We start from the raw sequence: 26,324 nt of genomic DNA on the forward strand, positions 1-26,324 counted from the left end.
CCGCATGCCGACGATGCAAGGGTTTCGAACATCTAACAAGCTTTTAAGCAGGAATTTTCTATCTTCTTTTTGCGAACCCAGTCTGGGGTGGCGGCCGGACAGCTTGGGCGCGAAGTCGGCCATACCGTCGCTCTGGCATGGATGAGTGGCGCCGTGTGCCATTGCGCCACGCCACGGCGTCTCGAGGAACTGCCGGTCGATGATGGCGATGAACTTCAAGTTCTCGGCGCTTTCGCCGCGTGGCTGGCAACAAGGGCCGGAGCGCGCCAGCGACAGCAGGCCGCATTGCCGCCGGACGCTGAGATCGGGGTGATCCTGCTGCACCGCTTTTTGCCTCCAGTGCCGAGAAGGAGACTGGAGGCTGCGGCCAAAAAATTGCGTTCCGCAACCAACCGGCCGATCTTGGCATGAGACTTTTCGACCTCACCCGCGGAAATCTGCGGCGTGGCGGGCGCGGCACTGCCAAACGCCTGAGCCATGTTCTCGATCGCGGTTCTTTTCAACCCGTGATCATCGTCGGATGCTTGTGCCAGAGCATTGGACGGAGGACAGACGATGAGGCCTCGTTATGGAAAGGACTTTGACAAATGTCGCCCAAAGACTTGGATGGCGCTGATCACGCTCCGATGTCGCGATCCTTCTGCAATCGCTTCACCGCCTTTTGCAGATGCACCCCCGCAGCGCGGGCCGCGCCCTCGGCATCGCTTGCGGCAATCGCGTCATAGATGGCGCGGTGTTCGCTTTGCACCGCATCCTGCATTCCGGACATATGGCAGCGCGTGTTGCTGCGCGCGGCCCGGATGACGCGGCGCGCGCCGTATTCGAGGTGGCTGCACAGCGACACGAAATAGGGATTGTGCGTGGCCGCGACAATCGCCTGGTGAAAGGCGAAGTCTTCTTCATCCCCCAGCCGATCGCTGGCGATGGCATATTCCATGCCCAGAAGTTCACGCCGGATATGCTTGAGATCGGTCTCGGTCCGATGGATCGCGGCACTGCGGGCAGCCGCAACCTCGATCGCCATCAGAAGCTCCATCACCTGCGACAGCGATGCGTCCTGTTCAAGATCGACAGGATGCAGGCGGAAAGCCCTGGCCTCGACATTCGCGGTTACATAGACGCCCGATCCGGCCCGTGCCTCGACCAGACCAGCCGCTTTCAGATGCGACATCGCCTCGCGGACAACAGGCCGTGAAACGGCATACTCCGCGCTGAGGTCGCGTTCGCTGGGCAACCGCGCGCCCGGCGCGAACTCGCCCGTCCGTACCCGTGCTGCCAGACGGGCCGCCAGATCATCGGGCAGATCGCGAGCCTGCCGCTTCACCGCATCCTTGTCCAGTGCAATCCCCTCTAGGTGCCAAGGCACAGCGCATCAGAATATAACAATCGGTCTGACCACTTATATCGTGCATGGCCATTCTCAGTCCAGGAATTGTTTGGTCTTCTACGCTTCCTCTTAACAAGACTTGTTTGTTATAACAAATAACATTATTGACTGTCCAGACCAATTCATGGAACTGTCGCCACATGAATGCGCATGCCGATGGAGGTGAAGCATGTTTTCTCAAGCCTTGTCGGCGTGCCTGGACCTTTCGACGCAAGGCAAGCCAACGTGCAGATAACATTCGATTTCGCAGGCACGACCCTGCTGCTGACAGGCGCAAATGGCGGCATCGGCCGCGAGATTGCGACGCTGTTCGCCCATGCGAATGCCAATCTGGTCCTGGCCGACCGTGACCTGCCCGGGCTGGCTGGCTTCGCGGCCAATCTTGGCGGGACAGGCGGCAAGCATGTCCAGGGGCTGAATGTGGCCGATCCGGCCTCGGTACAGGCGCTGGTCGATGCGGCGGTCGCGGCATTTGGGGCAGTGGACTATGTCGTGCCCTCGGCGGGGATCTATCTGGCCGAACCCTTTGCAAAGATGACCGATGACCAATGGCGACGGACGCTGTCGATCAACCTGGACGGGGTGTTCTATCTCCTTGGCCGGGTGCAGGGTGCATTGAGCGAGCGTTCGGCCATCGTCAACCTGACCTCTCTGGCTGGACATCGCGGGGCATTCACCAATGCGCATTACTCGGCCTCGAAAGGGGCGCTGACCTCGTTGACGCGAAGCCTTGCGCGCGAGCTTGGGCCGCGCACACGGGTCAACGCCGTCGCCCCCGGCATCGTCGAAACACCCATGACGCGCGAGCTGCTGCAGACCCGCGCCGACAGTTCCATCGCCCAGACCCCGCTGGCACGGCTGGGCCACCCGGCCGAGGTCGCGCGGGTCGTGGCCTTCCTCTGCTCGGACGCGGCCTCGTTCATCACCGGCGAGACGGTCCACGTGAACGGCGGCATCTACATGCTCTAGGCCACGCAGCCGGGCTTGAACCAAAAGGATAAATCCATGTCGGGATTGCTGAAAGACAGGCTCGTGCTGGTGACCGGCGCGGGACGCGGCCTTGGGGCGGCGATCGCGCGCGGAATGGCGCAGGCGGGCGCGGCAGTCATCCTGGCCGACCTGAACCCCGACGGGATCGTTGCCGAGGTCGAAGCCCTGCGCGCCGAGGGTCATGACGCCAGGGCCGTGGTTCTGGATGTCACCGACCGCGACGCCACCGCCGCCCTGGCCGCGCGCATCATGCAAGACCACGGCGGACTTGACGTTCTGGTCAACAACGCCGGCGTTGCCGGGCGCGCCAGCTTTGACGATCCAACCGTGACCGAGGTCTGGGACAGGGTGATCGGCGTGAACCTTGAAGGCACGTTCAATACCTCGCAGGCCTTGGTGCCCGCGCTGATCGAGAAAAAGGGCAATGTGGTGCACCTATCCTCGGTCGCGGGCTTTGTCGCGGGTGGCTCGACCGCCGGATATGTCGTCTCGAAAGGCGCGGTGCGTTCGCTGACCCAGGTGATGGCGCGCGATCTGGCGCCGCATGGCGTGCGCGTCAACGCCGTCGCCCCCGGCATCATGATGAGCGAGATGGCCGTGGCGCAACTCAACCGCCCCGGCGGCGCGGACTGGTTCATGAACCGCGTGATGATGAAGCGCATCGGCGAAACGCGCGAGATCGTCGATCCAGTCGTCTTCCTGGCCTCGGACATGGCCAGTTTCATTACCGGCGCCGTGCTGCCGGTTGATGGCGGCTTTCTGGCCGCCTGATCCCCTTCCAATCCCGGACCCACGACATGCCCATCCTGACCGACCTGACCCCCGCCGCCCCTTGGCATGAGATCACCGCCACGCCCGAGGATCGCGCCGCGCTGGATCCTGGAACGGGCCTGACCATGCTGGCCCAGATGCACCTGATCCGCGCCTTCGAGGAAAAGGTGCTGGAGCTTGCAGGACAGGGGCTGGTGCATGGCCCCGCGCATTCCGCCATCGGCCAGGAGGGCGGCGCAGTCGGGTCTGCGCTTGCCATGCGGCCGACCGATCAGGTCAACGGCTCGCACCGGGCGCATCACCAGTTCCTGGCAAAGGCGCTGGCCTATGTCAGCGCCGAAATCGACCCCACGAAACCCTTTGGCGATGACCTGCGCGCACTGGCCAGCCGGACGCTGGCCGAGATTCTGGGCCTGTCGGACGGGTTCTGCAAGGGGCGCGGCGGCTCGATGCACCTGCGTTGGGCAGACAGCGGCAACCTTGGCACCAACGCCATCGTGGGCGGCGGCGTGCCGATGGCGGCGGGCGCCGCCTGGGCGCACAAGCGGGCGGGTACGGGCAACGTGGTCTATACCTATTTCGGCGACGGCGCGGTCAACATCGGCTCGGTTCTCGAAACGATGAACCTGGCCGCCACATGGAAGCTGCCGATCTGCTTTTTCATCGAAAACAACCGTTACGCTGTTTCCACCAATGTCGAGGAGGTGACGGCCGAGACGCGCCTGTCCGCGCGCGGCCTGGCCTTCGGCATCCCGTCGTTCAAGGTTGACGGGATGGATGCCTTGTCGGTCCATCTGGCCGCGCAGCGGGCGAACGAGATCATGCGCGCAGGCAACGGCCCGACCATCATCGAGGCCGATCTTTACCGCTTCTTCCACCAGAACGGGCCGCTGCCCGGTTCTGCCTTCGGCTACCGCAGCAAGGAGGAAGAGGCCGAATGGCGGGGTCGTGACCCGCTGGACGCCATGGCCCGCGACCTTCAGCAGCGCCAGATCATCGGCGAGGATGCGGTGACGCGGCTGCGCGCCAACTGCCAGCAGATGATGGAGGAGATCGCCGCGACCATGATCGAGAAGGTCGATGGCAAGAAGCGCATCCTTCCCGCCCTCTGGCCCGAGGAAAGCTTCCGCGACCACGGCCTGCGCGGCGATCTGTCCGAGATGACGGGCGCACGTTACGCGGAACAGGCAAGTTTCACCGGCGCAATGACCGAGGATGCGAAGTTCATCGACGTGGTGGCCGATGTCATGGAACGCCGCATGGCCGAGGACGACCGCATCGTCGTTATGGGCGAGGATGTGCATCGCCTGAAAGGCGGCACCAATGGCGCGACGCGAGGCCTGTCGGCACGCTTTCCTGACCGCTGCCTTGGCACGCCCATCTCCGAGAACGCCTTCACCGGCCTTGCCGCCGGAATGGCTGCCGATGGCCGCGTGCGCCCGGTGATCGAATTCATGTATCCCGATTTCATGTGGGTCGCAGCCGATCAGGTCTTCAACCAGATCGGCAAGTTCCGCCACATGTTCGGTGGCGAAAGCGCGATGCCGCTGGTGCTGCGCACCAAGGTCGCCATGGGAACGGGCTATGGCTCGCAGCATTCGATGGACCCGGCGGGGATCTTTGCGACCGCGCCCGGCTGGCGGATCGTCGCGCCTGCAACGCCCTTCGACTATGTCGGGCTGATGAACTCGGCGCTGCGCTGCGACGACCCGGTGCTGGTGATCGAACATGTCGATCTTTACAATTCCAAGGGTGCGGCGCCCGCGGAAGACCTTGATTACTGCATTCCGCTGGGCAGGGCGCGGATGGTGCGTGAAGGCGGCAAGCTGACGATCCTGACCTATCTGGCCATGGTCGAGAAGACCCGCAAGGTGGTCGAGGAACTGGGTGTCGATGCCGAGATCATCGACCTGCGGTCACTGGATCGCGCGGGCCTTGACTGGGAGATGATCGAGGCCTCGGTGCGCAAGACGAACAATGTGCTGATCGTCGAACAGGGCGCTGTCGGCACCTCTTATGGCGGTTTCCTTGCGGATGAATTGCAGCGCCGCGTCTTTGATTTTCTGGACCAGCCCATCGCCCGCGTGCATGGCGGCGAGGCCTCGCCCTCGATCTCGAAGGTGCTGGAAGGCGCAGCCTGCGCCCGTCCGCAGGACATCGAGGCCGGCATCCGCGCCGTCATGGCCGGGCAGGGCCTGCCGCTGGTATAAGGGAACACGGACATGGCAATCGACATCACCCTGCCCTCGCTTTCGGCAGGCATGGAAGACGCGGTTATCGCGAAATGGCTGGTCGCCGCGGGCGATCCGATCAGCAGGGGCCAACCCATTGCCGAGGTGGAAACGGACAAGGCCACGATGGAGCTTGAGGCCGAGGCCGACGGCATCCTAGGCCGCATCGACATCGCGGACGGGCAGCGCGCCAATGTGGGCCAGGTCATCGCGGTTGTGCTGGCCGATGGCGAAACACTTCCCGTGGCTGGTGCTTCCCGTGCTGCGACTGCTGCAACGGCAGCCGCCCCTTCGTCGACCGGGCGCAAGCATGCCGCTTCCCCCCTGGCGCGGCGGTTGGCGGCCGAGGCGGGACTGGATCTCCAGGGCGTCACCGGCAGCGGGCCGCGCGGCCGCATCGTCAAACTGGACGTGCAGCGCCTGCTGGCCGCGACCCCTGCGCCGGTTGCGGCGCCTGCCCCCGCAGTCCAGCCACAGCCGCAGGCCGTTCCGCCCGGTATCGGCCCGCATGAAGCGCGACCTTTGTCGAACATGCGCCGCACCATTGCCCGGCGCCTGGTCGAGGCGAAAACCTCGATTCCGCATTTCTACCTGTCGGTGGATTGCGAACTGGACGCGCTGCTGGCCCTGCGCGCGCAGGTTAACGAGGGCCGCGACAAGGCCGAGCGCATCTCGATCAACGATTTCGTCATCAAGGCCGCCGCCCGCGCGCTGCGCAAGGTGCCCGCCGCCAACGTGATCTGGAACGGAGACGAGATCCTGCAACTGTCCGATATCGACATCTCGGTCGCGGTGGCGACGGATGGCGGGCTGATCACGCCGATCCTGCGCGGCGCCGACCGGATGAGCCTTGGCACGCTTTCGGCAGAGATGAAGGCGCTTGCCGCCCGCGCGCATCAGGGCGAGCTGCGCCCCGAGGAATATCAGGGGGGCGGCTTTTCGGTCTCGAACCTGGGGATGTACGGAATTCAGACCTTCTCGGCGATCATCAACCCGCCGCAAAGCTGCATCCTGGCCGTGGGCGCGTCCCTGCGCCGCCCGGTCGGGCGCGGCGACCAGATCGTGCTGGCCGATGTGATGTCGGTGACGCTGTCGGTCGATCACCGATCGGTGGACGGGGCGCTTGGGGCGCAGGTTCTAGCCGCGTTCAAGAACAACATCGAAAACCCGATGAGCCTGCTGATATAAAACATTTGGTGGAGAACTGACATGGAACTGCAAGACCCCGGCCTGCTTCGGCAGGCGGCACTGATTGGTGGCGAATGGGTCGAGGCAAATGGCGCGGGCATCGCAGTCACCAACCCCTCGACCGGCGCACTGATCGGACATGTCCCCCGTCTTGGCCAGACGGAAACCGCGCGCGCCATCGCCGCTGCCGAGGTCGCGCAGAAACTATGGGCCAGGCGCACCGCCAAGGACCGTGCCGACATCCTGCGTGGCTGGTTCAACCTGATGATCCGGCACAAGGAAGATCTGGGCCGCATCCTGACCGCCGAACAGGGCAAGCCCTTCCCCGAGGCCGTGGGAGAGATCGCCTATGGCGCCAGCTTCATCGAATGGTTCGCCGAAGAAGCCCGTCGCGTTTATGGTGACACGATCCCCGGACACCAGCCCGACAAGCGCATCCTGGTGATGAAGCAGCCCATCGGCGTGGTCGCGGCGATCACGCCCTGGAACTTCCCGAACGCGATGATCACCCGAAAGGCCGGCCCGGCCTTTGCCGCCGGCTGCGCAATGGTGCTGAAGCCGGCCTCGCAGACGCCCTTCTCGGCCATCGCGCTGGCGGTGCTGGCAGAGCGTGCGGGCCTGCCCTCGGGGCTGTTCAGCGTCATCACCGGATCGGCCGCGCAGATCGGCGCCGAAATGACCTCGAACCCCGTGGTGCGCAAGCTGACCTTCACCGGCTCGACCGAGATCGGGATCGAACTTTACGCCCAAAGCGCCAAGTCCATCAAGAAGCTGGGATTGGAGCTGGGTGGCAACGCGCCGTTCATCGTCTTTGACGACGCCGATCTGGACGCCGCTGTCGAAGGCGCGCTGATCGCCAAGTTCCGCAACAACGGCCAGACCTGCGTTTGCGCAAACCGCATCTATGTGCAGGACAGCGTCTATGACGCCTTCGCCGAAAAGCTGACGGCGGCAGTGGCCAGGCTGAAGACCGGGGACGGTTTTGCCCAAGGCGTGAACCTTGGCCCGCTGATCGACCAAGCTGCGGTCGAGAAGGTCAAGGAACATGTGGCCGATGCGGTGGCGAAAGGCGCGAAGGTCGCGCTTGGCGGTCAACCCCATGCGCTAGGCGGCACCTTCTTTCAGGCAACCGTGCTGACCGATGTGACGCCCGACATGGCGATTGCCCGCGAAGAAACTTTCGGCCCGATCGCGCCACTGTTCCGCTTTGCGCATGAGGATGAGGTGATCGCCCAAGCCAATGACACGGAGTTCGGCCTTGCGTCCTATTTCTATGCCCGCGACCTGGCGCGCGCCTTCCGTGTGTCCGAGGCGCTGGACTATGGCATGGTTGGCGTCAATACAGGCCTGATCTCGACCGCCGAGGCGCCGTTCGGCGGGGTCAAGCTTTCCGGCCTGGGCCGCGAAGGCTCGCATTTCGGAATGGATGATTTCATCGAACTGAAATACGTCTGCCTTGGCGGCATCGCCTGAGGGTGACGCGGCCCCTGCCTTTTGATCGCAGGGCAACGCCCGCTGGACGCAGGCTGAAAACCTTGTGGCATACAGAATGAAAAGCCCCGTCAACGGCGGGGCTTTCGCCTGTCCATGCGCGGGTCGTCAGATCATCATGGTGGTGACGGTCATCGTCGTAAGATACGCCTCGATCCCCTCGGACCCACCTTCCGAACCAAAGCCCGAATCGCGCACGCCACCGAAGGGCGTCTCGGGCAGGGCCAGGGCGAAATGGTTCACGCCCAACATGCCGGTGCGCAGTTCCTTCTGGACCCGGTGGGCCGTCGTCATCGACGAGGTGAACAGATACGACCCCAACCCGACCGGCAGGCGGTTCGCCTCGGCCAATGCCTCATCCAGCGAGTTCACGCGGATGACCAGCGCCAAGGGACCAAAAGGCTCTTCGTTCATCGCCAGCATGTCGGTTGTCATGCCCGACAGGATCGTCGGTTCGTAGAAGTAGCCGCTGTCTCCGATACGCGCGCCCCCGGTTTCAACCTTGGCGCCCTTGCCGACGGCGTCATCCACCATGTCCATCACGGTGCCCAGACCGCTGGCCGAGGTCAGCGGACCCATCTGGGTGCCGTCCTGCGTGCCCTTGCCGACCTTCAGCTCGCGCGCCTTTTCGGCAAAGCGGCGGACGAATTCGTCATGGATCGAGGCATCGACGATGAAGCGCGTGGGCGAGACGCAGACTTGGCCGCAATTGCGGAATTTCCACTGGACGGCCAGCGGGATCAGGTGGTCCAGGTCGGCATCGGCCGCGATGATGACCGCGCCATGGCCGCCCAGTTCCATGGTGACCTTTTTCAGCGCCTCGCCTGCCTGCGCGGCGACGATCCGGCCAACCCGGGTGGAACCCGTCAGCGACACCTTGTGGATCTCGGGCGCCTTGATCAGCGTGTCGGACAGTTCCGATGTCGCGCCCCAGATGACCGAGATCGCCTTGGCGGGCAGACCGGCTTGCAGCAGCGCCTTGCCGATCAGCCAAGCGGTGCCGGGCGTGTCCGAGGCGGGCTTGATGACCACCGGGCAGCCTGCGCCAAGCGCGGGGGCGACTTTCTGCATGGTGTTCCATGCGGGGAAGTTCCACGGGGTGAATGCGGCGACCGGCCCGACGGGGTGCTTCAGCACCTGGATCTGGATGTTCGGCGCACGCGAGGGAACGATGCGTCCATAGACACGGCGGCCTTCCTCGGCGAACCAGTCCAGCAGATCGGCCGAACCCAGCCATTCGCCGCGTGCCTCGGCCAGGGGCTTGCCCTGCTCCATCGACATGACGCGGGCGGCGTCATCTGCCTGCGCACGCATGATGTCGGCAGCGCGGCGCATGATCTTTGACCGCTCAAGTGCCGAAAGCGCCGCCCATTCGGCCGCGCCCTGTTCTGCGGCGCGAGCAGCTTCAAGTGCCTCGGCACGGCCGGCGCGTGGCGCAATGGTCAGTTCGCTGCCGTCCGAGGGATCGGTCAGGCGCAAGGTTCCGGCCGAGCCTTCGCTGCGTTCATCGCCGCCGACAATAAGGGTTAGGTTGGGATACATCAGCTTCTCCTGCATTCATTCGGCGGCGATCAGCGCGCCTGGCGGTTGCCTTCCAGAACCAGATCGGCTCCCTTGGCAGCCAGCATCATCACTGCCGCCTGTGTATTGCCCGAAACCATCTCGGGCATGACCGAGGCGTCGATCACCCGCAGGCCTGCGATCCCGTGCACGCGCAATTCGGGATCGACCACCGCCATCGGATCGGTGCCCATGCGGCAGGTTCCCGCAGCATGATAGATGGTCTGGCCATTCGCCCGGGCGAATTCCAGCCAGTCGGCATCAGTCTTGCAGTCCGGTCCGGGGCTCATCTCGGCCACGCGGAAGGCATCCATCGGGGCCTGCTCAATGATCCGGCGCGCCAGCTTCATGCCGTCCACCATCGCGCGGCGGTCTTCCTCGTGATCCAGGAAGTTCGGCACGATGGCCGGCTGGACGTTCAGGTCGGGGGACACCGCGTGGATCGAGCCACGCGACTGCGGGCGCAGCTGCGTCACGCCCAGGGTCATGCCGGGGAACCTGTCCAGCTTGCGTTCTGCCGCATTGGCATAGCTTGCGTGCATGAAGAAGAACTGCACGTCCGGTCGGTCCAGATCCTCGCGCGAGCGCAGGAAGCCATGGGCAAGGCCGGTGCCATAGGTCAGCACGCCACGCCGCTTCAGCGCATATTTCAGCACCTCCCCCACCAGACGGGGTCCGCGCGTCAGTTCGTTCAGGGTGACGGGCTGCGAAACGCGCCAGTTCATCCGCGTGCAGAAATGGTCAAGATAGTTCTCTCCCACGCCGGGCAGCGCATGAACAGGCTGGATGCCCACCGCCGCCAGCCGCGCCGGATCACCGATCCCGGCAAGCTCCAGCAGGTGCGGTGTCTGGATCGAACCTGCGGCCAAAAGCACCTCGCCCGCGCGAACCTGATGGCTCTGGCCCTTGTGGGTCAGCGCGACGCCTGTGGCCTGCCTGCCTTCCAGCAGAAGGCGGGTCGCCCGCGCGCCGGTCAGCACGGTCAGGTTCGGCCGCTTGCGGGCGGGGGCGAGCCAGGAGCGGTCGGCGGAATAGCGTTCTCCGTCCGCCTGGTTCACCTGATACCAGCCGACGCCTTCCTGGCTTTTTCCGTTGTAATCGGGGTTGAAGACCTGACCCTGCGCCTTGGCCGCCGCGATGAAGGCACGGCCGATTTCGTTCTGTTCCACCACCTCGTTGATGGGCAAGGGGCCGTCACGGCCGCGCAAGCCATCGGGGTCGGGCTTGTCCCAACGCTCGATTGCCTTGAAGTAGGGCAGCACGCTCTGCCAGTTCCAGCCGGTCGCGCCACGTTCCTGCCACAGGTCGTAATCCTGCGGCTGGCCACGGACATAGATCATCCCGTTGATCAGCGTCGATCCGCCCAACCCCTTGCCGCGCGGAATGGCGATGCGGCGGTGGTTCGTCGCAGCTTCCTCGATGCTCCAGAAACCCCAGTTGTAGCGCTTGTTCACTAGCAGCTTGTAGAACCCTGCCGGAATGCGGATCCACGGAGAACGCGCCTCGCCCCCTGCTTCGCAGAGCAGCACCTTGTTGCGGCCCGACCGGGACAGGGCCTCGGCAAGGATGCAGCCGGCCGTCCCGCCGCCGACGATGATGAAATCGAACCGCGCATCCGGCGGCAGGGCGTTTGCCATCTTCTTGACTCCGTGGCCTTGTCTTATGCGTCGGGAACAGCCGTCACGCCCATGTGCCGGGCCATGAGGCGGATCTGCTGGCGCAGCATGGGGCGGCCGAAATGGATCCTTGCGCCTGCCTCGCGCGCCGCCGCCAAAAGAGGTGTGACCTCGGGCTCCATGATCGCTTCGGCGACGATCTGGTTGCCATGGAAAGCCAGGTCCGACAGGGGCAGCGCGTCATCGGCGCGAAGCCCCAGCGAGGTTGCATTGACGATCAGGTCGCGGCGCGCGGTTTCGGGCGCGCCGGGGGCCACGTTGACCGACGGGTATTTGGCCATCACCCGATCCGCAAGATCGCGGGCCTTGTCCTGCGAGCGGTTGACGATGGTCAGGCGTGTCACCCCGGCTTCGGCAAGGGCGAAGGCGATCGCCGCCCCTGCTCCGCCCGCGCCAAGAAGACAGACATCCATGCCCGCGACATCGATCCCGTTCACCTCGAGCCCGCTGACAAAGCCCTTGCCGTCCAGCATCGCCCCGATCAGCCGCCCGTCGGGATCGCGGCGGATTGCGTTAACCGCGCCGATGGCCGCCGCATCGCCGACGGTTTCGTCGCACAGCGCCAGCACATCGGTCTTGTGCGGAACGGTGACGATCAGCCCGCCAAAATTCTCCAGACCCCGCAACATGGTTATGAATTGCGATAGGTTCCGGGGCAGCACATGGAATGGCACCAGCACCCCGTCATGGCTGATCGAGGCAAAGAGACTGTTCATCTCCTCCGGGGTCTTCACATGCGCGATGGGGTTGGCGACAATGCCGTAAAGCCTGGTATTTCCGGTAATCATCGTGACCTCAGGTCATGTAGAGACCGCCAGCCACGTCAATGGTCTGGCCGGTCACGAAGCTGGATTCGGTCGAGGTCAGCCACAGCGCGACATCCGCCACCTCTGCTGGCTCGCCAAGGCGGGCCATGGGCGTCAGCTTGACCTGCTCGGCGTTCACCTCGGGCGCGACCCCGGCGACCATGGGGGTCGCGATGCGGCCGGGCGCCAGGGCGTTCACCCGGATTGCATGGGGGCCAAGCTCCGCCGCCAGATGCTTGGTGAACCCGATGATCGCCGATTTCGTCGCCGCGTAATGACAGGCGACGATGGGCGAATAGGTCTTGCCCGCCACCGACGAGGTGTTGACGATCCAGCCCCGGCGCGCGGCAATCATGCCGGGCGCCAGCGCGCGGACGGTGTTGAAGCTGCCGGTCAGGTTAACGTCAACCACGCGGCGCCATTCCTCGGGGGCCATCTGCCAGACCTTGTGCGCGACGCCGTCATGCTTGGGCGAGATGCCCGCGTTGTTGATGACGGTGTCGAATTCAAGCCCGGTCTCGGCAACCGCAGCGACCAGCGCGTCGTAATCCGACACGTCGCAGGCCACCGGAACGGCGCGGCCATGACCAAGCGCGTTCAGTGCCTCGCAGGTGGCGGCCACGTCATCGGGGTTCAGGTCGCAGATGCCGACGGTCGCGCCGCGTTCCACGAAGGCCTGGGCAATGGCCTGTCCGATGCCCCGTGCAGCGCCGGTGACCAGGACGTTGCGGCCTTGATGCGACGGGCGGAAACGGATCGGCTCGGGGGTGATTTCGGTCAGTTCCATGGATCAAATTCCCAGATAGGCGCGGCGGACATGGTCGTTCTTCAGCAATGCCTCGGAACTATCGGCCAGAACGACCTGCCCGTTTTCAAGCACATAGCCCCGGTTTGCGACCTTCAGCGTGGTGAAGACGTTCTGTTCGACGATCAGCACGGTCGTGCCGGTGGCCGCGATCTGGCGCACCACGTCGAAGACCTGCGACACGATGATCGGCGCAAGGCCCAGCGAAGGCTCGTCGAACATCAGAATGCGGGGCTTGGCCATCATGCCGCGCGCGATCGCCACCATCTGCTGTTCGCCCCCGGAGAGAGAGGAGGCGTTCTGGTCAAGGCGTTCGCGGACGCGCGGAAAAAGGGCCAGCACCTCTTCCAGCCGCTGTTCCTGATGCTCGCGGGCGGCCTTGCGATAGGTGCCCATTTGCAGGTTTTCCCGCACGGTCATGTCGGGGAATAGCTGCCGCCCCTCGGGGACCAGGATAATGCCCCGGTCCACGACCTCGTGGCCCGGCAAGCGGGTAATGTCCTCGCCAAGGAAGCTGATCTTGCCCGCCCGGGGCTTGATCTGGCCGACGATGGTGCGCAGCGTGGTCGTCTTGCCGGCGCCGTTGGCGCCGACGATGGTGACGATTTCACCCTCTTTTACCTCAAGGCTGACGTCTTGAAGGATCGTGGTCGGACCATAGCCCGCATCGATGTTCTCAAGCGTGAGCATGCGCAAACTCCTTGCCAAGATAGGCTTCGACAACGTGGGGATCGCGCACGACATCCTGTGGACGGCCCTCGGCGATCACCTCGCCCGAGGCCAGCACGATGACGCGGTCCGACAGCGACATGACCGCCTGCATGACGTGCTCGATGGCAATGATCGAAACGCCCGCGTCGCGGATCGACAGCATCAGGTCGATGGCACGGCGCACGTCCGTCTGGTTGATCCCGGCCATCACTTCGTCCAGCAGCAGCACGCGCGGCTGCATCGCCATGACGCGCGCCACCTCCAGCCGCTTGAGGCCGCCGATGGTCAGCCCGCGGGCCTCTGCGTTCAACAGCGGTCCAAGGCCCATACGCCACGCGGTTTCGCGAGCGGCCTCGCGCGCGTCCTTTTCGTCGTGGTGGCGATAGAAGGCACCGACCATGATGTTTTCCTCGACCGTCATGGCCGCGAAGGGCTGAACGATCTGGAAGGTCCGGCCCATGCCCAGTGCCGCGAAATCCGCGGGGTTGGTGGGCTGATGGAACTGGCCGTCGGCGCCGCGCAGGCCGACCTTGCCTTCGTCAGGTGCAAGAAAGCCCGAGATCATGTTGAAGAGCGTCGTCTTGCCCGCGCCGTTCGGGCCGATCAGGCCCAGCACCTCGCCTTCGCGCAGCGTGAAGTTCACATTGCGGGTGACGTGGAGGCCGCCGAAATGCTTGTTCAGGTTCTCGACCTTCAGGATGTCTTGGCCGATGCCGGGACGGTCGGGGTCGGGGGCTGCGACGGCATTGGCAGGGGCGATGATCGGGCCGGTCTCGGTCGGGGTCGGCTCGTCGGCGGCTTTTCCGTCGTTGCGGGTGAAACGCTTGATGGCACCCATGATCCCGTTCGGCATGAACAGCACAAAGACGATCAGCACGATCCCGTAGACAAACCCGTGCAGGCCAAGCGCGGATGCCCCCAGCGAGGCGCGCGCCCACTCGGTAATCGGCACCAGCAGCGCCGCACCCAGCAGCGGACCCGCCACCGTGCCAATGCCGCCGATCAGCGCAAACATCGCGATCTGGATCGAGAAGGCCAGCGAGAACATCGCCGCAGGCTCGATGAAGGTCAGATACATCGCATGGAACGTGCCCAGCATCGCACAAAGCGCCGAGGAAATCGCCACCGCGATCAGCCGGACGCGCACGGTCCGCACGCCCGCCGCGCGGGCCGCCGATTCCCGTTCGCGCGTCGCGACCAGATAGAAGCCAAGCCGCGAGCGGCGGATTGCCCAAGCCACGGCCAGCGTGACCAGCAGCATGCCGAAAACGATCAGCAGCGACGGCCAGCGTTCGCGGAAGACCATCCAGGTCCAGCCCAGACGCAGGTCGATCATCATGCCCGTGGCGCCGCCGGTCATGTCCTTGAAGTGCAGCGAAAGGACGCGGATCACCTCGAGAAAGGCGATCGAGGCCAGCGTATAGAACGGTCCCTTCAGCCGGAAACAGGGATAGGAAATCACCATGCCGACCACGGCTGCAACCGCCGCGCCGACGAACATGCCGATCCAGGGGGTGACGCCCAGGTTGAACAGGATCACCCCGGCATAGCCGCCGATGCCATAGAACACCGCATGGCCCAGCGACAGCTGGCCGGCAAAGCCGCCGACGATGTTCCAGGCCGTCGACAGCGCGGCGAACAGGCAGATGGTGATGAAGACATGCGACACGAAGGCGTTGTCGATGCCCAGCGGGATCAGAAGAAGCGAGGCCAAAAGCACCCCGAAGGCGACCTGCGGCCAGCCGATGCTGCGAGTATTACTGCCGGTCTGGCTGTGGATGTCGCTGATGCTCATGTCGTTTCCTCAGGACAGATGCGAAAGGGTCATCCGCTTGCCGAACAGACCGGAAGGCTTCAGGATGAGGATGAGAAGGAAGATGCCGAAAACCACGGCCTCGCGCAGGTCCGAGCCGATGTAGAAGCCAGAAAGCGAATCCACGAGGCCGATGACCAGCGCGCCGAAGAACGCCCCCGGGATCGAGCCGAGCCCGCCCAGGACCACAACGACAAAGGCGGTCAGCACGAAATACGTCCCGATATTGGACGAGGTCGGGTAAAGCGGCGCGATCAGCACTGCGGCTAGGCCCACGCAAGCTGCTCCGAGGCCGAAGCTGAGGATATAGATGCGCGGCACGTTGACGCCCATCAGCTCGGCTGCGACGCGGTGCTGTGCCACGGCGCGGATAGCACGGCCGGTCTGGCTGTTCTTTAGGAACAATTGCAGTGCGATGACCAGGATGATGGCGGCAATGAAGATATAAAGCTGACCTGTCAGGACGCGGACGGGGCCGATCTCGATAGGAGTGCGCAGGTTGAAGTTCGGCGTGTTGGCGATATCCGCGCCGAAGATCAGCAGGGCAAGGTTGATCATCGCCGTTGAAAGGCCGACGGTCGCGAAGATCTGGACATGATCGTCCTCGGCTGACATCAGGGGCTGGATCAGCACCCTCTGGGTCAGGGCACCCAGAAGAAACATCATCGGGACGACGATGATGACGGATGCATAGGGATGAAGCCCTAGCCGAGTGGTGATCAGCCATGTCACGAACATGCCCGCCATCAGAAACTCGCCGTGGGCGAAGTTCACCACTTTGACAATGCCGAAAATCAGCGTCAGGCCGATGGCGACAATCGCGAACAGCCCACCAAGCATGAGGCCGTTCAAAAGGACTTGTAGAAAGGTCGTCATTGCAGGCTTTCCCCGGAAAGGAGGGCGGCTGGCAAGGCCGCCCCGGGTTAATCATTCGGCAAAGCGCATTTCTGCGACCGCTGCGCTTTCGGGGTAGACTGTGACCAGCTTGCCGTCCTGCCACTGCATGCCCATCATGCTGGCCCGTTCGTTCTGGTTGGTTTCGTCGAACTTGATGCCGTATCCTGCGGCGGTTGTGCCGTCGGCCACGTCGATGGCCTTGACGGCGGCGACGATCTGATCGGGCTCGAAGCCCTCGCCCTTGTCCAGCGCTTCGAGCACGGCCTTTGCGCCGACATAGTTGTTCAGCGAATGGCCCGACCGCGGCTCGGTCCCGTACTTCGCCTTGTAGGCTTCGACGAACTTGTCAAGGCCCGGGGTTGCGTCCTCCTTTACCGCGAACTGGGTGAAGTCCACGTCATAAACGCCTTCGATCACGTCATGGCCCACCGCATCGGCCGTCGGCTGCATCGAGTAGCCGCCGCCGCCGCCGATGATCGCCAGCGGCTTGTAGCCCGCCTCGTTCGCCTGCTGCAGGAACAGGACCGAGTCGTTCTGGTAGGAGGTTTGCAGGACCACATCGACGCCCTGTTCGCGCAGTTCCAGCACCAGCGAGGACATATCGACGGTGTTTGCCGGATAGCCCGACTTCAACACTACGTTCAGGCCAGCGGCCTTGGCGTGCGTATCCTGGTGACCGGCGACCGAAGTGCCGTAGGACGAGTCTTCATAGATGATGCCGATCTTCAGATCCTTCGGATCCTTGCCAAGGCCGGGGGCGATGGCGTTGGTCAGCATCTCGATTGAGTCCTTGCCCATGTTCGCCGCCGTCGGGTTGGTGCGGAACAGGTAGGTCAGCCCACGGCCCGTCACCTCGTCGGCGACCGCGCCCAGCTCGAAATAGGGCACCCCAGCCAGTTCGCTGACCTGCGAGGCTGCGATGGCACGGGCCGAGGAATAGGTGCCGAAGACTGCCTTCACGCCGACTAGAGAGATCAGGCGACGCGCTTCGCCGGTCGCTTGGTTGTTGTCCACAGCGTCGCCGCGCTCAAGCACAACCTGCTCACCTTGGACGCCCCCGGCAGCATTGATTTCCTCCACGGCCAGTTCCAGACCACGTGCGCTTTCCTCGCCCAGCAGGGCCAGGGGGCCGCTGATCGGGTAAAGCGAGCCGAATTTGACATCGGCGAAAGAGGGCGAGGCAAGGGCAAGACCCACGGCCGCGCTCATCAGAAATTTCGTCAGTTTCATTTACTCTCTCCCTGGTGATTCAGTAGTCCAGCGCCTGTTTGCCGGTGAAGCTGGTGACAGGCGGATAGGCGCGCTCGTCGGTCACGACGTCGATGACGGTCAAGACATTGGACGAAAGCGCCTTTTCCAGCGCGGCCGGAAGATCGGCCGGGTTGTCGATACGGATGCCCTCAACCCCGCAGGCATGGGCGATCGCCGCGTGATCGACAGGCTGGAAATGCACCACATCGGTATAGGCACCGAACAGCGTCAGCTCGGCATGTTTCTGATAGCCGAGGATCTGGTTGTTCAGCACCACGACCACGACCGGCAGGTTCATCCGCTTCGAGGTCTCAATTTCGCCCCAGACATGGGCAAAGCCACCGTCGCCGGTCAGGCAGATGACCGGGGCGTCAGGTTGCGCGGCCTTGGCGCCCAAGGCGTAGGGCAAGCCCCAACCCAGACCCGCCAGGCCGCGGGGCGTCAGCACGCGCTGGCCTGCCTTGCGGATGGTGATGCCGTCGGCCACCCAGATTGAGGAGTAGGACGCGTCCGCCACCACAATTGCATCGGAAGGGATCAACCTGTCGATCTCGGCCACGACCCGCTCGGGGCGCAGTGGGCTTGCATCCGACAGGCGGCGTTCGTCACGCACGGCTGCACCCCGGGCCAGCCCTTCGGCGATCTGCGCCTCGACGCCCGGACGGGCAGTGGCCCGCGCTGACAGATCGGCGCCCTTCAACGCCGCCACCAGCGCCTCGAGTCCAAGCCGCGCGTCGCCCACAAGGCGCAGCGCCTCATAGTTGCGGCCAACCTCGTTGCCGTCGATATCCAGTTGGATATAGCGCGCGCCTTCCGGGTAGAGCTTCCAGCTGTCGGTGCCGTTCTGATTGGTTCGGTTGCCGACCAGCAGGACCACGTCGGCCTCGCGCACCATGGGCGACAGCTCGGCCGCGCGGGCGCCGAGGCCCATGAAGTAGCCTGCGATGCCCAGCGTCAGCGGATGGGTTTCATCCACCGAGCCTTTGCCCATGACCGTGGTCGCAATCGGGAAACCCAGCTCCTGCAATTCCGCCAAGGCGGCATAGGCGCGCGCGCTGTGAACGCCGCCACCGGCGATAACCAGCGGGCGCGCGGCCCCGGCCAGCAGGCTTGCGGCCTCGGCCACGCGGGCGGGATCGGGTGCAACCGGATCCAGCGGATAGCGGCCCAGCGATGCCTGACGCGGCGTCTTGTTCACCCCCTCGCTCAGTTCGTCCAGGATATCCAGCGGCACCAGCAGCACGGCCGGACCCGCACGCCCCGTCGCGGCGGCAGCGAAGGCCAGGTCGACGTAATCTTCGATCCGCGAGATCTCGGTTACCCGGCGCACCCATTTCGCCACGCCGCTGAACAGGGCCAGGTGGTCCAGTTCCTGAAAGGCGTTCTTGTCAGTGTGCAGGCGGCTGACATCCTGAACGATGGCGACAACAGGGATCGAGGCTTTCAGTGCCTCGGCCAGGCCCGGCACCAGCAGCGTTGCCGCAGGGCCGTTCTGCGCGGTGACGACCGCCACCTGGCCCGAGACACGGGCAAAGGCGTCGGCCATGGCCGCGCCGCCGTTCTCGGTCCGGTAGCCGACCTGGCGGATGCCGTAGTCCGGCGCGGCCAGGAAGAAGGCCGAGGGGATCGACTGGCCGAAAACCTGCGTCACGCCATGGCGCTCCAGCGCTTCTGCCAACAGATGGGCGCCGCTGCGGTTTGAACGATGTGATGCGTCCTTCATTGTCTTAGTCCTCAATACAGGCGGCGGTTTTCAGGATGATCTTGCCGGTATGCGCCGACGCTTCGAGATGGGCGTGCGCGGCTTGCACTTCGGTCAGGTCAAAGACGGAATCGATGACCGGGCGGGCGCCCTTTTCCATGATAAGCGGGACGACCTCGGCCTCGACGGCGCGGGCCAGCGCGGCTTTCATCGGGATCGGCCGCGCCCGCAGAGTCGAACCGGTCAGCGTCAGCCGCTTGAACAGCAAGGGACCCATGTCCATGTCCGCGCGCGCGCCCTGCTGGAATGCGATCTGTGCGATGCGGCCGTCCTCGGCCACCAATTCAAGGTTGCGCTGCATATAGCTGCCGCCGACCATGTCCACGATGACCTCGGGGCCGCAGCCATCGGTGAGGGCACGGCCCTTGGCCACGAAATCCTGCGTGCGGTAGTTGATCGAGGCCGACGCGCCAAGTGCGACTGAGGCTGCGCATTTCTCGTCCGAGCCGCAGGTGGTGATCATCCGTGCGCCGATGGCGCGGGCCAGCAGCGTCGCGGTGACGCCGATGCCCGAGGTGCCGCCATGCAGCAGCACGGTTTCGCCCGCCTTCAGGTTGGCGCGCTGGAACAGGTTGCTCCAGACGGTGAAGTAGGTCTCGGGGATGCCGGCGGCCTCGATCATGGACAGGCCAGCCGGAACGGGAATGCAGACATCGGCCTGGACCACGGCCTCCTCGGCATAGGCGCCGCCCGCAACCAGCGCCATCACGCGGTCGCCGGGCCGAAAGCGGGTCACGTCCGGGGCGGTCTCGACCACCTCGCCCGCCAGTTCCAGCCCCAGCACATCGGTCACGCCGGGGGGCGGCGGATAGTTTCCAGCGCGCTGCATGGCGTCGGGGCGGTTCACCCCGGCCGCGTGGACGCGAACGCGCATCTCGCCCGGCTCGAGCGCGGACAGTTCGCGGCGCACCAGTTCAAGCACCTCGGGACCGCCTGCGCGGGGCGCAATGACGGACAAAGTCCCGGATTCAGACATTTTCCTTAACCTCCCCCAGGAAAAAGCATCACCTTCAGCGCCGCGCCCTTTCGGGCCAGCGCGAACCCATCCTCGGCCTGCGCCAGCGGCAGCCGGTGGGTAATCATGCGGGCATAAAGCCCGGGGTCCGCGGCCAGCCGCTCGATCGCCTCGGCAAAGCCCTGCGAGGTCGAATCATGCGCGCCGCGCAGCTGTTTTTTGCCACGCACAAGCTGGTTGAGATCCAGCGACAGCGGTTCGGCATGGATACCCACAACGGCCAGCACGCCCCCTGGGCGCAGGACTGCAAGCCCTTCGGCCACGCTGGGCGGACGCCCCGTCGCCTCGATAACGACATCCGGCGCGACGTTGAAGTAGTCCTGCACGGCCTCGGCCAGCGTGACCTGCGCCAGATCGGCAACCGCCGGAATGCCCATGTCATGGGCCAGCGCCAGCCGCGCATCGTCGCGAAATCCCGCCAGCAGCACATCGGCGCCGCGGGCATGGGCAACCAGCGCAATCCCCATGCCGATGGGCCCGGGGCCAAGAACGACCACCCGGTCGCCTGCCGCCACCCCTGCCACGTTGACCGCGTTTATCGAAACCGCCAACGGTTCGGTCAATGCCGCCACGTCCAGCGGCAGGCCCGCAGGCAGCGGCAGCGCGTTCGCCGCCGGCATCCGCACGCTGTCGGCAAAGCCCCCGTCACGGTGCAGGCCAATGATGCGGCGTCCCTCGCATCCGCCCGGACGCCCTGCACTACAGGCGGCACATGTGCCGCAGGTCACCGTGGGCCAGCAGACAATGCTGTCCCCCACGGAAACTTCGGTAACATCAGGGGCAACGGCAGCGACGATTCCCGAAAATTCATGCCCCAGCGTCAGGGGCAGAAAGGGCGCCATGAAACCATAGGACGGATCCCAGGCATGGGCATGCAGATCGCTTCCACAAATCCCGACCGCGCGCACATCCACCCGGATTTCGCCCAAGGCGAGCGGTTCTTGCAGGTCAACCCTGACCAGCTCGGCACCAGGGCCGGGTATGTTTTTGCGCAGCGCAAGCATGTATTCCTCCATTGGTGCAGCTGCCTCCTCACAGCTAGCTTGCACCACCATCTAGCGTTATAAGTCACATGTTATAACGATAAGTCAATTGCAATTCGCCTCGTGGGCGGGAACAGAGCAGAGGGAAATTTGGAACCAACAGGAAGCGAGTGGATAAGACCCATTCAAAGGCAAAGCCTGAGCGAGCTTGCCTATACCAGCCTGCGCGAGGCCCTGATGGAGGGCCGGATGAAGCCGGGGGACGAACTGCCCCTGCGGCCGATCTCGAAAAGCTTTGGGATCAGCGCGACCCCCATGAGAGAGGCCCTGCTGCGCCTGGTCACGGAACATGCGCTGGAGATGGACGGGCGCGGCCGGATCTCGGTTCCGCATCTGACGCGCGCAACATTGATCGAAGTTCGCAAGATCCGCGGCTTCCTGGAAGGCAATGCCGCACGTCAGGCCGCCCTCGCCGCCTCGCCCGAGGCGGTTGACGCGCTGGAACAGATCCATGTCGATCTTGGCGCTGCCCAGGATAAGGGCGACTTTTCCCGCGCCATTGGTCTGAACACCAAGTTCCATCTGAAACTGTGCGAGATCGCCGGCCTGCCCGTGACCTATGAGGTGGTGTCGAACCTGTGGGTCCGCTGCGGGCCGCTGTTGTCGCATCTCTACGATGCAGGCTTGCCGCCGGACTGGGAACCGCACCCTCATCTACGCATCGTCAAGGCGATCCGCGGCAAGGATCCCGAAGGCGCCTATGAAGCGTTGAACATTGACATCGAAGGGGGCGGCGCGGGGCTTCTGGCCCACGTCCGCGATTAGGTGCCGGTCAGGTCGCAGCCGTCATGCGACTTTGCAGGCAAAGCGCGCCTCGACCCCGTCGATGGCGCGGATCAGCCTGCGCACCGCCAGAGTGCGACAGGCGGCAGAAGCCAGCAAAGACTTTGTTCCCGCTTTCAAGCCGAATGGATCGGTGACGAAAAGCGCAGACTGGCCGGAATGCCCGCGCATCCACCCCGTTATCCGCGCAGCGTATCGGCAATAAACCCCAGCGGATGGCGCAGGGCCTTGCCGCTGAACCGCTCGGCCTGGCAGCGGCAGGAAAACCCGGTGGCAAGGACCGGCGCCTTTCCCTCGACATGATCGCGCCATGACATATCGTAAAGTTTGCGCGACATGGTCTGATGGCGTTCCTGATGCCCGAAAAGCCCCGCCATGCCGCAGCAGCCCGAGGCGGCCGGCGCGGCCTTCAGCCCGATGGCCGCAAAGACCTGCGCCCAAAGCGCGCCCGCGTTCGGCAGCGCGGTCTGTTCGGTGCAATGCGACAGGATCCGCGGCGCGGTCTTTGCCTGCACCGACACTTGCGGGAAACGCCGCCCCGACGCAATCTCGGCTGCCAGGAATTCTTGCGCCAGCATTACGCGGGCCGGCGTCAGCCCAGCCGTCGGATAGTCCTGGCGCAGCAGCATGACGAAGGCCGGATCCAGTCCAACCATTGGCGCTCCAGTCGCCGCCCCTTTTTGCAAAGCTTCGGCCAGCTGCCCGGCCATGCGCCGGAAAGCGGCCTCGGCACCCATGTTCTGCGCAGCCTTGCCAGCGGGCCGCATCGCGACCAGCAGCGGGTGATAGCCAAGGGCGCTGAAGCCCATGATGGCATCCTGCGCGACCTCGGCGTCGAACAGGGCGGTGAACCAGTCCTGCCACAGCAGCACCGCGTTCCTGGGCTGCGGCCGGTCGAGATCGGCCAGCCGCACGCGATGCGCGGCAGCGACCGGGTGGGCCATATGGACGGGCAGGTCGACGCTTTTCAGCGCGCGCCCGGCCAGCCGCCGTGCCAGCGGCCAGGCAGGTCGCAGCAGCGGGGCCAGGGTGACGGCCAGCGGGCTGAGCCGCTCTGCCGCCAGCACGAGCCTGTCGGACAGCGGCCGCGCATTACGGCTGTAGTGATCGGCATAGAACGCCGCCCGCATCCAGGGAATGTCGACTTGCACCGGGCAACTGGACGCGCAGGCCTTGCAGCCAAGGCAGGTGTCCAGCGCGGCCATCAGGTCGCGCTCGGGCGCGGGCCTGCCAGCATCGCGGGCGACCTTCCAGGCCCGCAGTGCGTCGGCCCGTCCTTTTGGCGAATGGCGCAGATCGCCCGTCGCCTTGAACGAGGGACACATCGGCACCGCCGCCTGATAGCTGAGGCATTGCGCGTTCCCGTTGCAGCGGAAAGCCTTTTCCAGCGCATCGCCTGGCTTAGCGTTGAAGGGCCGGAAGGGAGTCGTCGCAATCCCCATAAGCGGGCGGTCCAGCGTGACCAGCTTGCCGGGGTTGAACCGCTCGGCGGGATCAAAGGCGCGCTTGACGGATTGCAGCGCGGCATAGGCCCTGGGTCCGATCCATTCAGGCAGATAGGCGCCCCTGACCCCCTTGCCATGTTCGCCCCAGAAGATGCCGCCGTGTTTCCGCGTCAGCGCGAAAACCGTGTCCGAAACCGCGACCAACTTTGCCCGGTCGGTTGTTTCGTCGATGTTCAGTGCCGGGCGGATATGCAAGCAGCCGACATCCACATGGCCATAGATGCCGAAGCCCAACCCGTTGTCCTTCAGCACGCGCAGGAAATCATCGACGAAAGCCGGCAGATTTTCGGGCGGAACCACGCAATCCTCGACGAAGGCGATGGGCCGCGCGGGACCGTCCACCTTGCCCAGAAGCCCCACCCCGGCTGAACGGATTGCCCAAAGCTCGCGGATTTCTGCGAGGTCGCGGGCCTGATGCAGGGCGATCTGGCCTGGAAGGCTGCGCAGCCGCTCCAAGCAGGTGGTGACGCGGGCCTGCATCTCGGCGGCGTCATGGCCGTTGAACTCGATGAAGACATAGGCAACCGGGCCTTCGGGGCGCAGGCTTTCGGGCAGGCGGTCCAGAATGCCCGCGTCCTGCGCAATGCGCTGGACCCATTCGTCCATCACCTCGATCGCAGTCGGATTGTCGGCCAGAAGCGGGGTCGCCGCAGCCAGTGCGTCGCGGAAACTGGCGAAACCGGCAACGATCAGGCGCTTTTCGGGCTCGATCCGGCGCAGCTTGACCCGGATGCGGCTGATCGGTCCCAGCGTGCCCTCGGCCCCCAGGAACAGCCGCCACCATTCGAAACCGCCCGTCTCGGGGCAGGCGCGTTCAAGATCATAGCCGGTGAAGCGGCGGTTGAGGCGAGGGGTTGCGTCGATGAAAGCGGCCCGCCCCTGCCGCGCGGCAGCCTCGGCCGCGGCCAGCATTGGCGTGGCCCAGTCCGGCGCAGGCGCAAAGCTTGATAAGAGCCCTTGCGGACGCGCGATCTCCAATCCCAGGACATTGTCCGAGGTCTTGCCATAAATCCTTGACCCCTTGCCCGATGCATCGGTCGAGACCATGCCGCCGATGGTGCATCGCGTCGCCGTCGAGGTTTCCGGCGCAAAGAACCAGCCATGCGGGCGCAGCGCGTCGTTCAGCGCGTCCAGCACTACCCCCGGCTCGACCTCGGCCCAGCCTTCGGTCGCGTTGATCTCCAGCACCCGGTTCATGTGCCGCCGCATGTCCAGGATCAGCCCGCGATTCAGGCTTTGCCCGTTCGTTCCGGTGCCTCCGCCGCGTGCCGTCAGCGCGACATCGGCAAATGCGGGGGTCTCAAGCACGGCCAGCGCACGCACCACATCCTGTCCATCGCGCGGCGCCGCGATCAGGTCGGGGGTGATCTGATAAACCGAATTGTCGGTGGACATGGCGGCGCGCAGCGCGTGGTCCGTCTCGATTTCGCCCTGGAAACCGGCGGCACGCAGGGCGTCGGTCAGAGATTGGCTGGGTTGGCTGTAAAGCATGGGGGCCTTTCGGACTTTTCCCCGTTGAAGCATAAAACGAACATTCATAAAAATAGAATGTAATGAAGATAAATTCGCATAATACGAATCTGAACTTGCGTCATCTCCGCGCCATTCATGCCGTCCGGGCCGAAGGGTCGTTTGCCCGCGCCGCCGACCGGCTGGGCGTCGTTCCTTCGGCCTTGACCGAGACTATCCGCCAGCTCGAGGAAAGTGCAGGCGTTCCGTTGTTCGACCGCCGCATGCGCCCGCCACAACTGACCGAGGCCGGACTGGAGTTCCTGGAGGACACGCGCCCCGCGCTGGAGGCGTTGGACCATGCGCTGGAACGGTTGCAGGAAAGCGCCGATCTGGGCCGCGGGCGGCTGGCGCTTGGCGCCTCGCCCTCGACCATCGGGGATCTGGTCGCACCCGCGCTACGCCGCTTTTGCGCCGATCATCCGGCGATCGCGGTGCGCCTGCACGACGGCCCGGCCGAGGATCTGGCGCGAATGGTCGCGGATGGCGAGCTTGACCTGGCGATCGCGGGCTATTCCAGCACCTCACCCATGCTGGAGAGGCGCGAGATTGCGTGCGATCCCATCGGCCTTGTGGTTCCCGTGGATCATCCCCTGACCCGGCTGGGCCGCCCGCCCCGGCTGGCCGAGATCGACCCCGCCACCCTGATCCATCTGGACGAAGGCGCAGGCACGGCCCGCCTGCTGGCCGATGCGCCAGACCTGCCCCCGGCGTTGAAAAACGGGCCGCTGCGCGTCGCCTCGACCTTCGGTCAGCTTTGCCTGATCCGAGCGGGCATGGGGGTGGGGCTGCTTCCCCAAAAGGCCGCCCTGCTGTTCGACGATCCGCGGTTGATGTTCCTGAGCGTCGCGGACCTGCGGCTGGAGCGGCGGATCTCGCTGATATGGCCGGCGCGGCGGGCGTTGTCGCATGTGGCGGCGCGCTTCATGGCGCTGTGCGAGGCGCTCTCGGGGACTTTGCCCGAAAGTCATGCAGATGTGGACTAGCTGGCAACAAAGCTCCCAATGCACATGCGCGTCTATGCCGCTCGAAAGACAAGCAGACCCGCGGCATCGCTCTGCCCGAACCGTCGCCAAACTCGCCAATGCCCGTTCTTGATGCCGCTATCGGCCAATCAGTCGTCGGCGGCC

At 64.9% G+C, this 26,324-nt stretch carries 22 protein-coding genes; 8 read left to right on the forward strand and 14 right to left on the reverse strand.

From position 1 onward, the window contains the following. Nucleotides 1-87 precede the first annotated feature (87 nt). Entirely contained in the window at nt 88-411 is a 324-nt protein-coding gene (locus tag ACFOM8_RS16430; protein WP_377763141.1) for a hypothetical protein, read from the forward strand. A 205-nt stretch (nt 412-616) separates the two neighbouring features. On the opposite strand, the gene ACFOM8_RS16435 is transcribed toward ACFOM8_RS16430, so the two are convergent. Further along, nucleotides 617-1,324 (reverse strand): FadR/GntR family transcriptional regulator, encoded by a 708-nt coding sequence (locus ACFOM8_RS16435; RefSeq protein ID WP_377763142.1) that lies wholly within the window; start codon nt 1,322-1,324, stop codon nt 617-619. Between the two features lie 288 nt (nt 1,325-1,612). Between ACFOM8_RS16435 and ACFOM8_RS16440 the strand changes: the two genes are divergently transcribed. The 5 genes from ACFOM8_RS16440 to ACFOM8_RS16460 are packed head-to-tail and all read left to right on the forward strand — an operon-like array spanning nt 1,613 to nt 8,040. Next, nucleotides 1,613-2,356, forward strand: a complete 744-nt coding sequence (locus ACFOM8_RS16440) for an SDR family NAD(P)-dependent oxidoreductase (protein WP_377763144.1) — start codon at nt 1,613-1,615, stop codon at nt 2,354-2,356. Between the two features lie 36 nt (nt 2,357-2,392). Next, complete coding sequence (locus ACFOM8_RS16445) at nt 2,393-3,148, forward strand: SDR family NAD(P)-dependent oxidoreductase (protein ID WP_377763146.1); 756 nt, start codon at nt 2,393-2,395, stop codon at nt 3,146-3,148. Between the two features lie 26 nt (nt 3,149-3,174). Next, on the forward strand, nt 3,175-5,358 hold the full coding sequence (locus ACFOM8_RS16450; RefSeq protein WP_377763147.1) for an alpha-ketoacid dehydrogenase subunit alpha/beta: 2,184 nt from the start codon (nt 3,175-3,177) through the stop codon (nt 5,356-5,358). 12 nt (nt 5,359-5,370) lie between these two features. Beyond that, on the forward strand, nt 5,371-6,567 hold the full coding sequence (locus tag ACFOM8_RS16455) for a dihydrolipoamide acetyltransferase family protein (RefSeq protein ID WP_377763149.1): 1,197 nt from the start codon (nt 5,371-5,373) through the stop codon (nt 6,565-6,567). Between the two features lie 21 nt (nt 6,568-6,588). Then, complete coding sequence (locus ACFOM8_RS16460) at nt 6,589-8,040, forward strand: NAD-dependent succinate-semialdehyde dehydrogenase (RefSeq protein WP_377763151.1); 1,452 nt, start codon at nt 6,589-6,591, stop codon at nt 8,038-8,040. A gap of 126 nt (nt 8,041-8,166) precedes the next feature. Here the strand turns inward: ACFOM8_RS16460 and ACFOM8_RS16465 are convergent, their stop codons facing one another. Genes ACFOM8_RS16465 through ACFOM8_RS16515 form a run of 11 tightly spaced genes read right to left on the reverse strand, consistent with a single transcriptional unit; the run spans nt 8,167 to nt 21,370 of the window. Next, nucleotides 8,167-9,600, reverse strand: coding sequence for an NAD-dependent succinate-semialdehyde dehydrogenase (locus ACFOM8_RS16465; protein WP_377763152.1), 1,434 nt, complete (start codon nt 9,598-9,600; stop codon nt 8,167-8,169). A gap of 29 nt (nt 9,601-9,629) precedes the next feature. Continuing rightward, the gene (locus ACFOM8_RS16470) at nt 9,630-11,255 is read right to left on the reverse strand and encodes a GMC family oxidoreductase (protein WP_377763154.1); all 1,626 of its coding nucleotides are present in this window, start codon (nt 11,253-11,255) and stop codon (nt 9,630-9,632) included. A gap of 23 nt (nt 11,256-11,278) precedes the next feature. Next, on the reverse strand, nt 11,279-12,082 hold the full coding sequence (locus ACFOM8_RS16475) for a shikimate dehydrogenase family protein (protein WP_377763155.1): 804 nt from the start codon (nt 12,080-12,082) through the stop codon (nt 11,279-11,281). Nucleotides 12,083-12,089: 7 nt separating this feature from the next. Next, entirely contained in the window at nt 12,090-12,887 is a 798-nt protein-coding gene (gene fabG / locus ACFOM8_RS16480; protein WP_377763156.1) for a 3-oxoacyl-ACP reductase FabG, read from the reverse strand. 3 nt (nt 12,888-12,890) lie between these two features. Then, a complete protein-coding gene (locus tag ACFOM8_RS16485; protein WP_377763158.1) occupies nt 12,891-13,595 on the reverse strand; it encodes an ABC transporter ATP-binding protein in 705 nt (234 codons plus the stop codon). Beyond that, complete coding sequence (locus ACFOM8_RS16490) at nt 13,582-15,411, reverse strand: branched-chain amino acid ABC transporter ATP-binding protein/permease (protein ID WP_377763159.1); 1,830 nt, start codon at nt 15,409-15,411, stop codon at nt 13,582-13,584. The genes ACFOM8_RS16485 and ACFOM8_RS16490 overlap by 14 nt, the downstream gene beginning before the upstream one ends. Before the next feature lie 9 nt (nt 15,412-15,420). After that, nucleotides 15,421-16,305: a branched-chain amino acid ABC transporter permease gene (locus tag ACFOM8_RS16495; protein WP_377763160.1), complete on the reverse strand. Its 885-nt coding sequence runs from the start codon at nt 16,303-16,305 to the stop codon at nt 15,421-15,423. A 51-nt stretch (nt 16,306-16,356) separates the two neighbouring features. After that, on the reverse strand, nt 16,357-17,556 hold the full coding sequence (locus ACFOM8_RS16500; protein ID WP_377763162.1) for an ABC transporter substrate-binding protein: 1,200 nt from the start codon (nt 17,554-17,556) through the stop codon (nt 16,357-16,359). Between the two features lie 19 nt (nt 17,557-17,575). Continuing rightward, nucleotides 17,576-19,300: an acetolactate synthase catalytic subunit gene (locus ACFOM8_RS16505; RefSeq protein WP_377763163.1), complete on the reverse strand. Its 1,725-nt coding sequence runs from the start codon at nt 19,298-19,300 to the stop codon at nt 17,576-17,578. 4 nt (nt 19,301-19,304) lie between these two features. Then, nucleotides 19,305-20,315 carry an NAD(P)H-quinone oxidoreductase gene (locus ACFOM8_RS16510; RefSeq protein WP_377763165.1) on the reverse strand — a complete coding sequence of 337 codons (1,011 nt, stop codon included), beginning with the start codon at nt 20,313-20,315 and terminating at the stop codon, nt 19,305-19,307. A gap of 5 nt (nt 20,316-20,320) precedes the next feature. After that, entirely contained in the window at nt 20,321-21,370 is a 1,050-nt protein-coding gene (locus ACFOM8_RS16515; protein ID WP_377763167.1) for a zinc-dependent alcohol dehydrogenase, read from the reverse strand. Nucleotides 21,371-21,460: 90 nt separating this feature from the next. On the opposite strand from ACFOM8_RS16515, the gene ACFOM8_RS16520 reads away from it, so the two are divergent. After that, nucleotides 21,461-22,162, forward strand: a complete 702-nt coding sequence (locus tag ACFOM8_RS16520) for a GntR family transcriptional regulator (protein ID WP_377763168.1) — start codon at nt 21,461-21,463, stop codon at nt 22,160-22,162. A 21-nt stretch (nt 22,163-22,183) separates the two neighbouring features. Here ACFOM8_RS16520 and ACFOM8_RS16525 read toward each other — a convergent pair whose 3' ends face one another. Together ACFOM8_RS16525 and ACFOM8_RS16530 are read right to left on the reverse strand one after the other, a co-directional pair. Continuing rightward, nucleotides 22,184-22,351, reverse strand: a complete 168-nt coding sequence (locus ACFOM8_RS16525) for a hypothetical protein (RefSeq protein ID WP_377763170.1) — start codon at nt 22,349-22,351, stop codon at nt 22,184-22,186. 8 nt (nt 22,352-22,359) lie between these two features. After that, nucleotides 22,360-25,176: an FAD-binding and (Fe-S)-binding domain-containing protein gene (locus tag ACFOM8_RS16530; protein WP_377763171.1), complete on the reverse strand. Its 2,817-nt coding sequence runs from the start codon at nt 25,174-25,176 to the stop codon at nt 22,360-22,362. A 95-nt stretch (nt 25,177-25,271) separates the two neighbouring features. On the opposite strand from ACFOM8_RS16530, the gene ACFOM8_RS16535 reads away from it, so the two are divergent. Beyond that, entirely contained in the window at nt 25,272-26,180 is a 909-nt protein-coding gene (locus ACFOM8_RS16535) for a LysR family transcriptional regulator (protein ID WP_377763173.1), read from the forward strand. Nucleotides 26,181-26,324: the final 144 nt, after the last annotated feature.

This window comes from Paracoccus angustae, from assembly GCF_042648745.1.
Classification (GTDB): domain Bacteria; phylum Pseudomonadota; class Alphaproteobacteria; order Rhodobacterales; family Rhodobacteraceae; genus Paracoccus; species Paracoccus angustae.

Bases quoted from the DNA above. Each gene is read 5' to 3' on its own strand.
- ACFOM8_RS16445 (WP_377763146.1), top strand. From the start codon at position 2,393: ATGTCGGGATTGCTGAAAGACAGGCTCGTGCTGGTGACCGGCGCGGGA.
- ACFOM8_RS16450 (WP_377763147.1), top strand. From the start codon at position 3,175: ATGCCCATCCTGACCGACCTGACCCCCGCCGCCCCTTGGCATGAGATC.
- ACFOM8_RS16455 (WP_377763149.1), top strand. From the start codon at position 5,371: ATGGCAATCGACATCACCCTGCCCTCGCTTTCGGCAGGCATGGAAGAC.
- ACFOM8_RS16460 (WP_377763151.1), top strand. From the start codon at position 6,589: ATGGAACTGCAAGACCCCGGCCTGCTTCGGCAGGCGGCACTGATTGGT.
- ACFOM8_RS16465 (WP_377763152.1), bottom strand. From the start codon at position 9,600: ATGTATCCCAACCTAACCCTTATTGTCGGCGGCGATGAACGCAGCGAA.
- ACFOM8_RS16470 (WP_377763154.1), bottom strand. From the start codon at position 11,255: ATGGCAAACGCCCTGCCGCCGGATGCGCGGTTCGATTTCATCATCGTC.
- ACFOM8_RS16475 (WP_377763155.1), bottom strand. From the start codon at position 12,082: ATGATTACCGGAAATACCAGGCTTTACGGCATTGTCGCCAACCCCATC.
- fabG (WP_377763156.1), bottom strand. From the start codon at position 12,887: ATGGAACTGACCGAAATCACCCCCGAGCCGATCCGTTTCCGCCCGTCG.
- ACFOM8_RS16485 (WP_377763158.1), bottom strand. From the start codon at position 13,595: ATGCTCACGCTTGAGAACATCGATGCGGGCTATGGTCCGACCACGATC.
- ACFOM8_RS16490 (WP_377763159.1), bottom strand. From the start codon at position 15,411: ATGAGCATCAGCGACATCCACAGCCAGACCGGCAGTAATACTCGCAGC.
- ACFOM8_RS16495 (WP_377763160.1), bottom strand. From the start codon at position 16,305: ATGACGACCTTTCTACAAGTCCTTTTGAACGGCCTCATGCTTGGTGGG.
- ACFOM8_RS16500 (WP_377763162.1), bottom strand. From the start codon at position 17,556: ATGAAACTGACGAAATTTCTGATGAGCGCGGCCGTGGGTCTTGCCCTT.
- ACFOM8_RS16505 (WP_377763163.1), bottom strand. From the start codon at position 19,300: ATGAAGGACGCATCACATCGTTCAAACCGCAGCGGCGCCCATCTGTTG.
- ACFOM8_RS16510 (WP_377763165.1), bottom strand. From the start codon at position 20,315: ATGTCTGAATCCGGGACTTTGTCCGTCATTGCGCCCCGCGCAGGCGGT.
- ACFOM8_RS16515 (WP_377763167.1), bottom strand. From the start codon at position 21,370: ATGGAGGAATACATGCTTGCGCTGCGCAAAAACATACCCGGCCCTGGT.
- ACFOM8_RS16525 (WP_377763170.1), bottom strand. From the start codon at position 22,351: ATGCGCGGGCATTCCGGCCAGTCTGCGCTTTTCGTCACCGATCCATTC.
- ACFOM8_RS16530 (WP_377763171.1), bottom strand. From the start codon at position 25,176: ATGCTTTACAGCCAACCCAGCCAATCTCTGACCGACGCCCTGCGTGCC.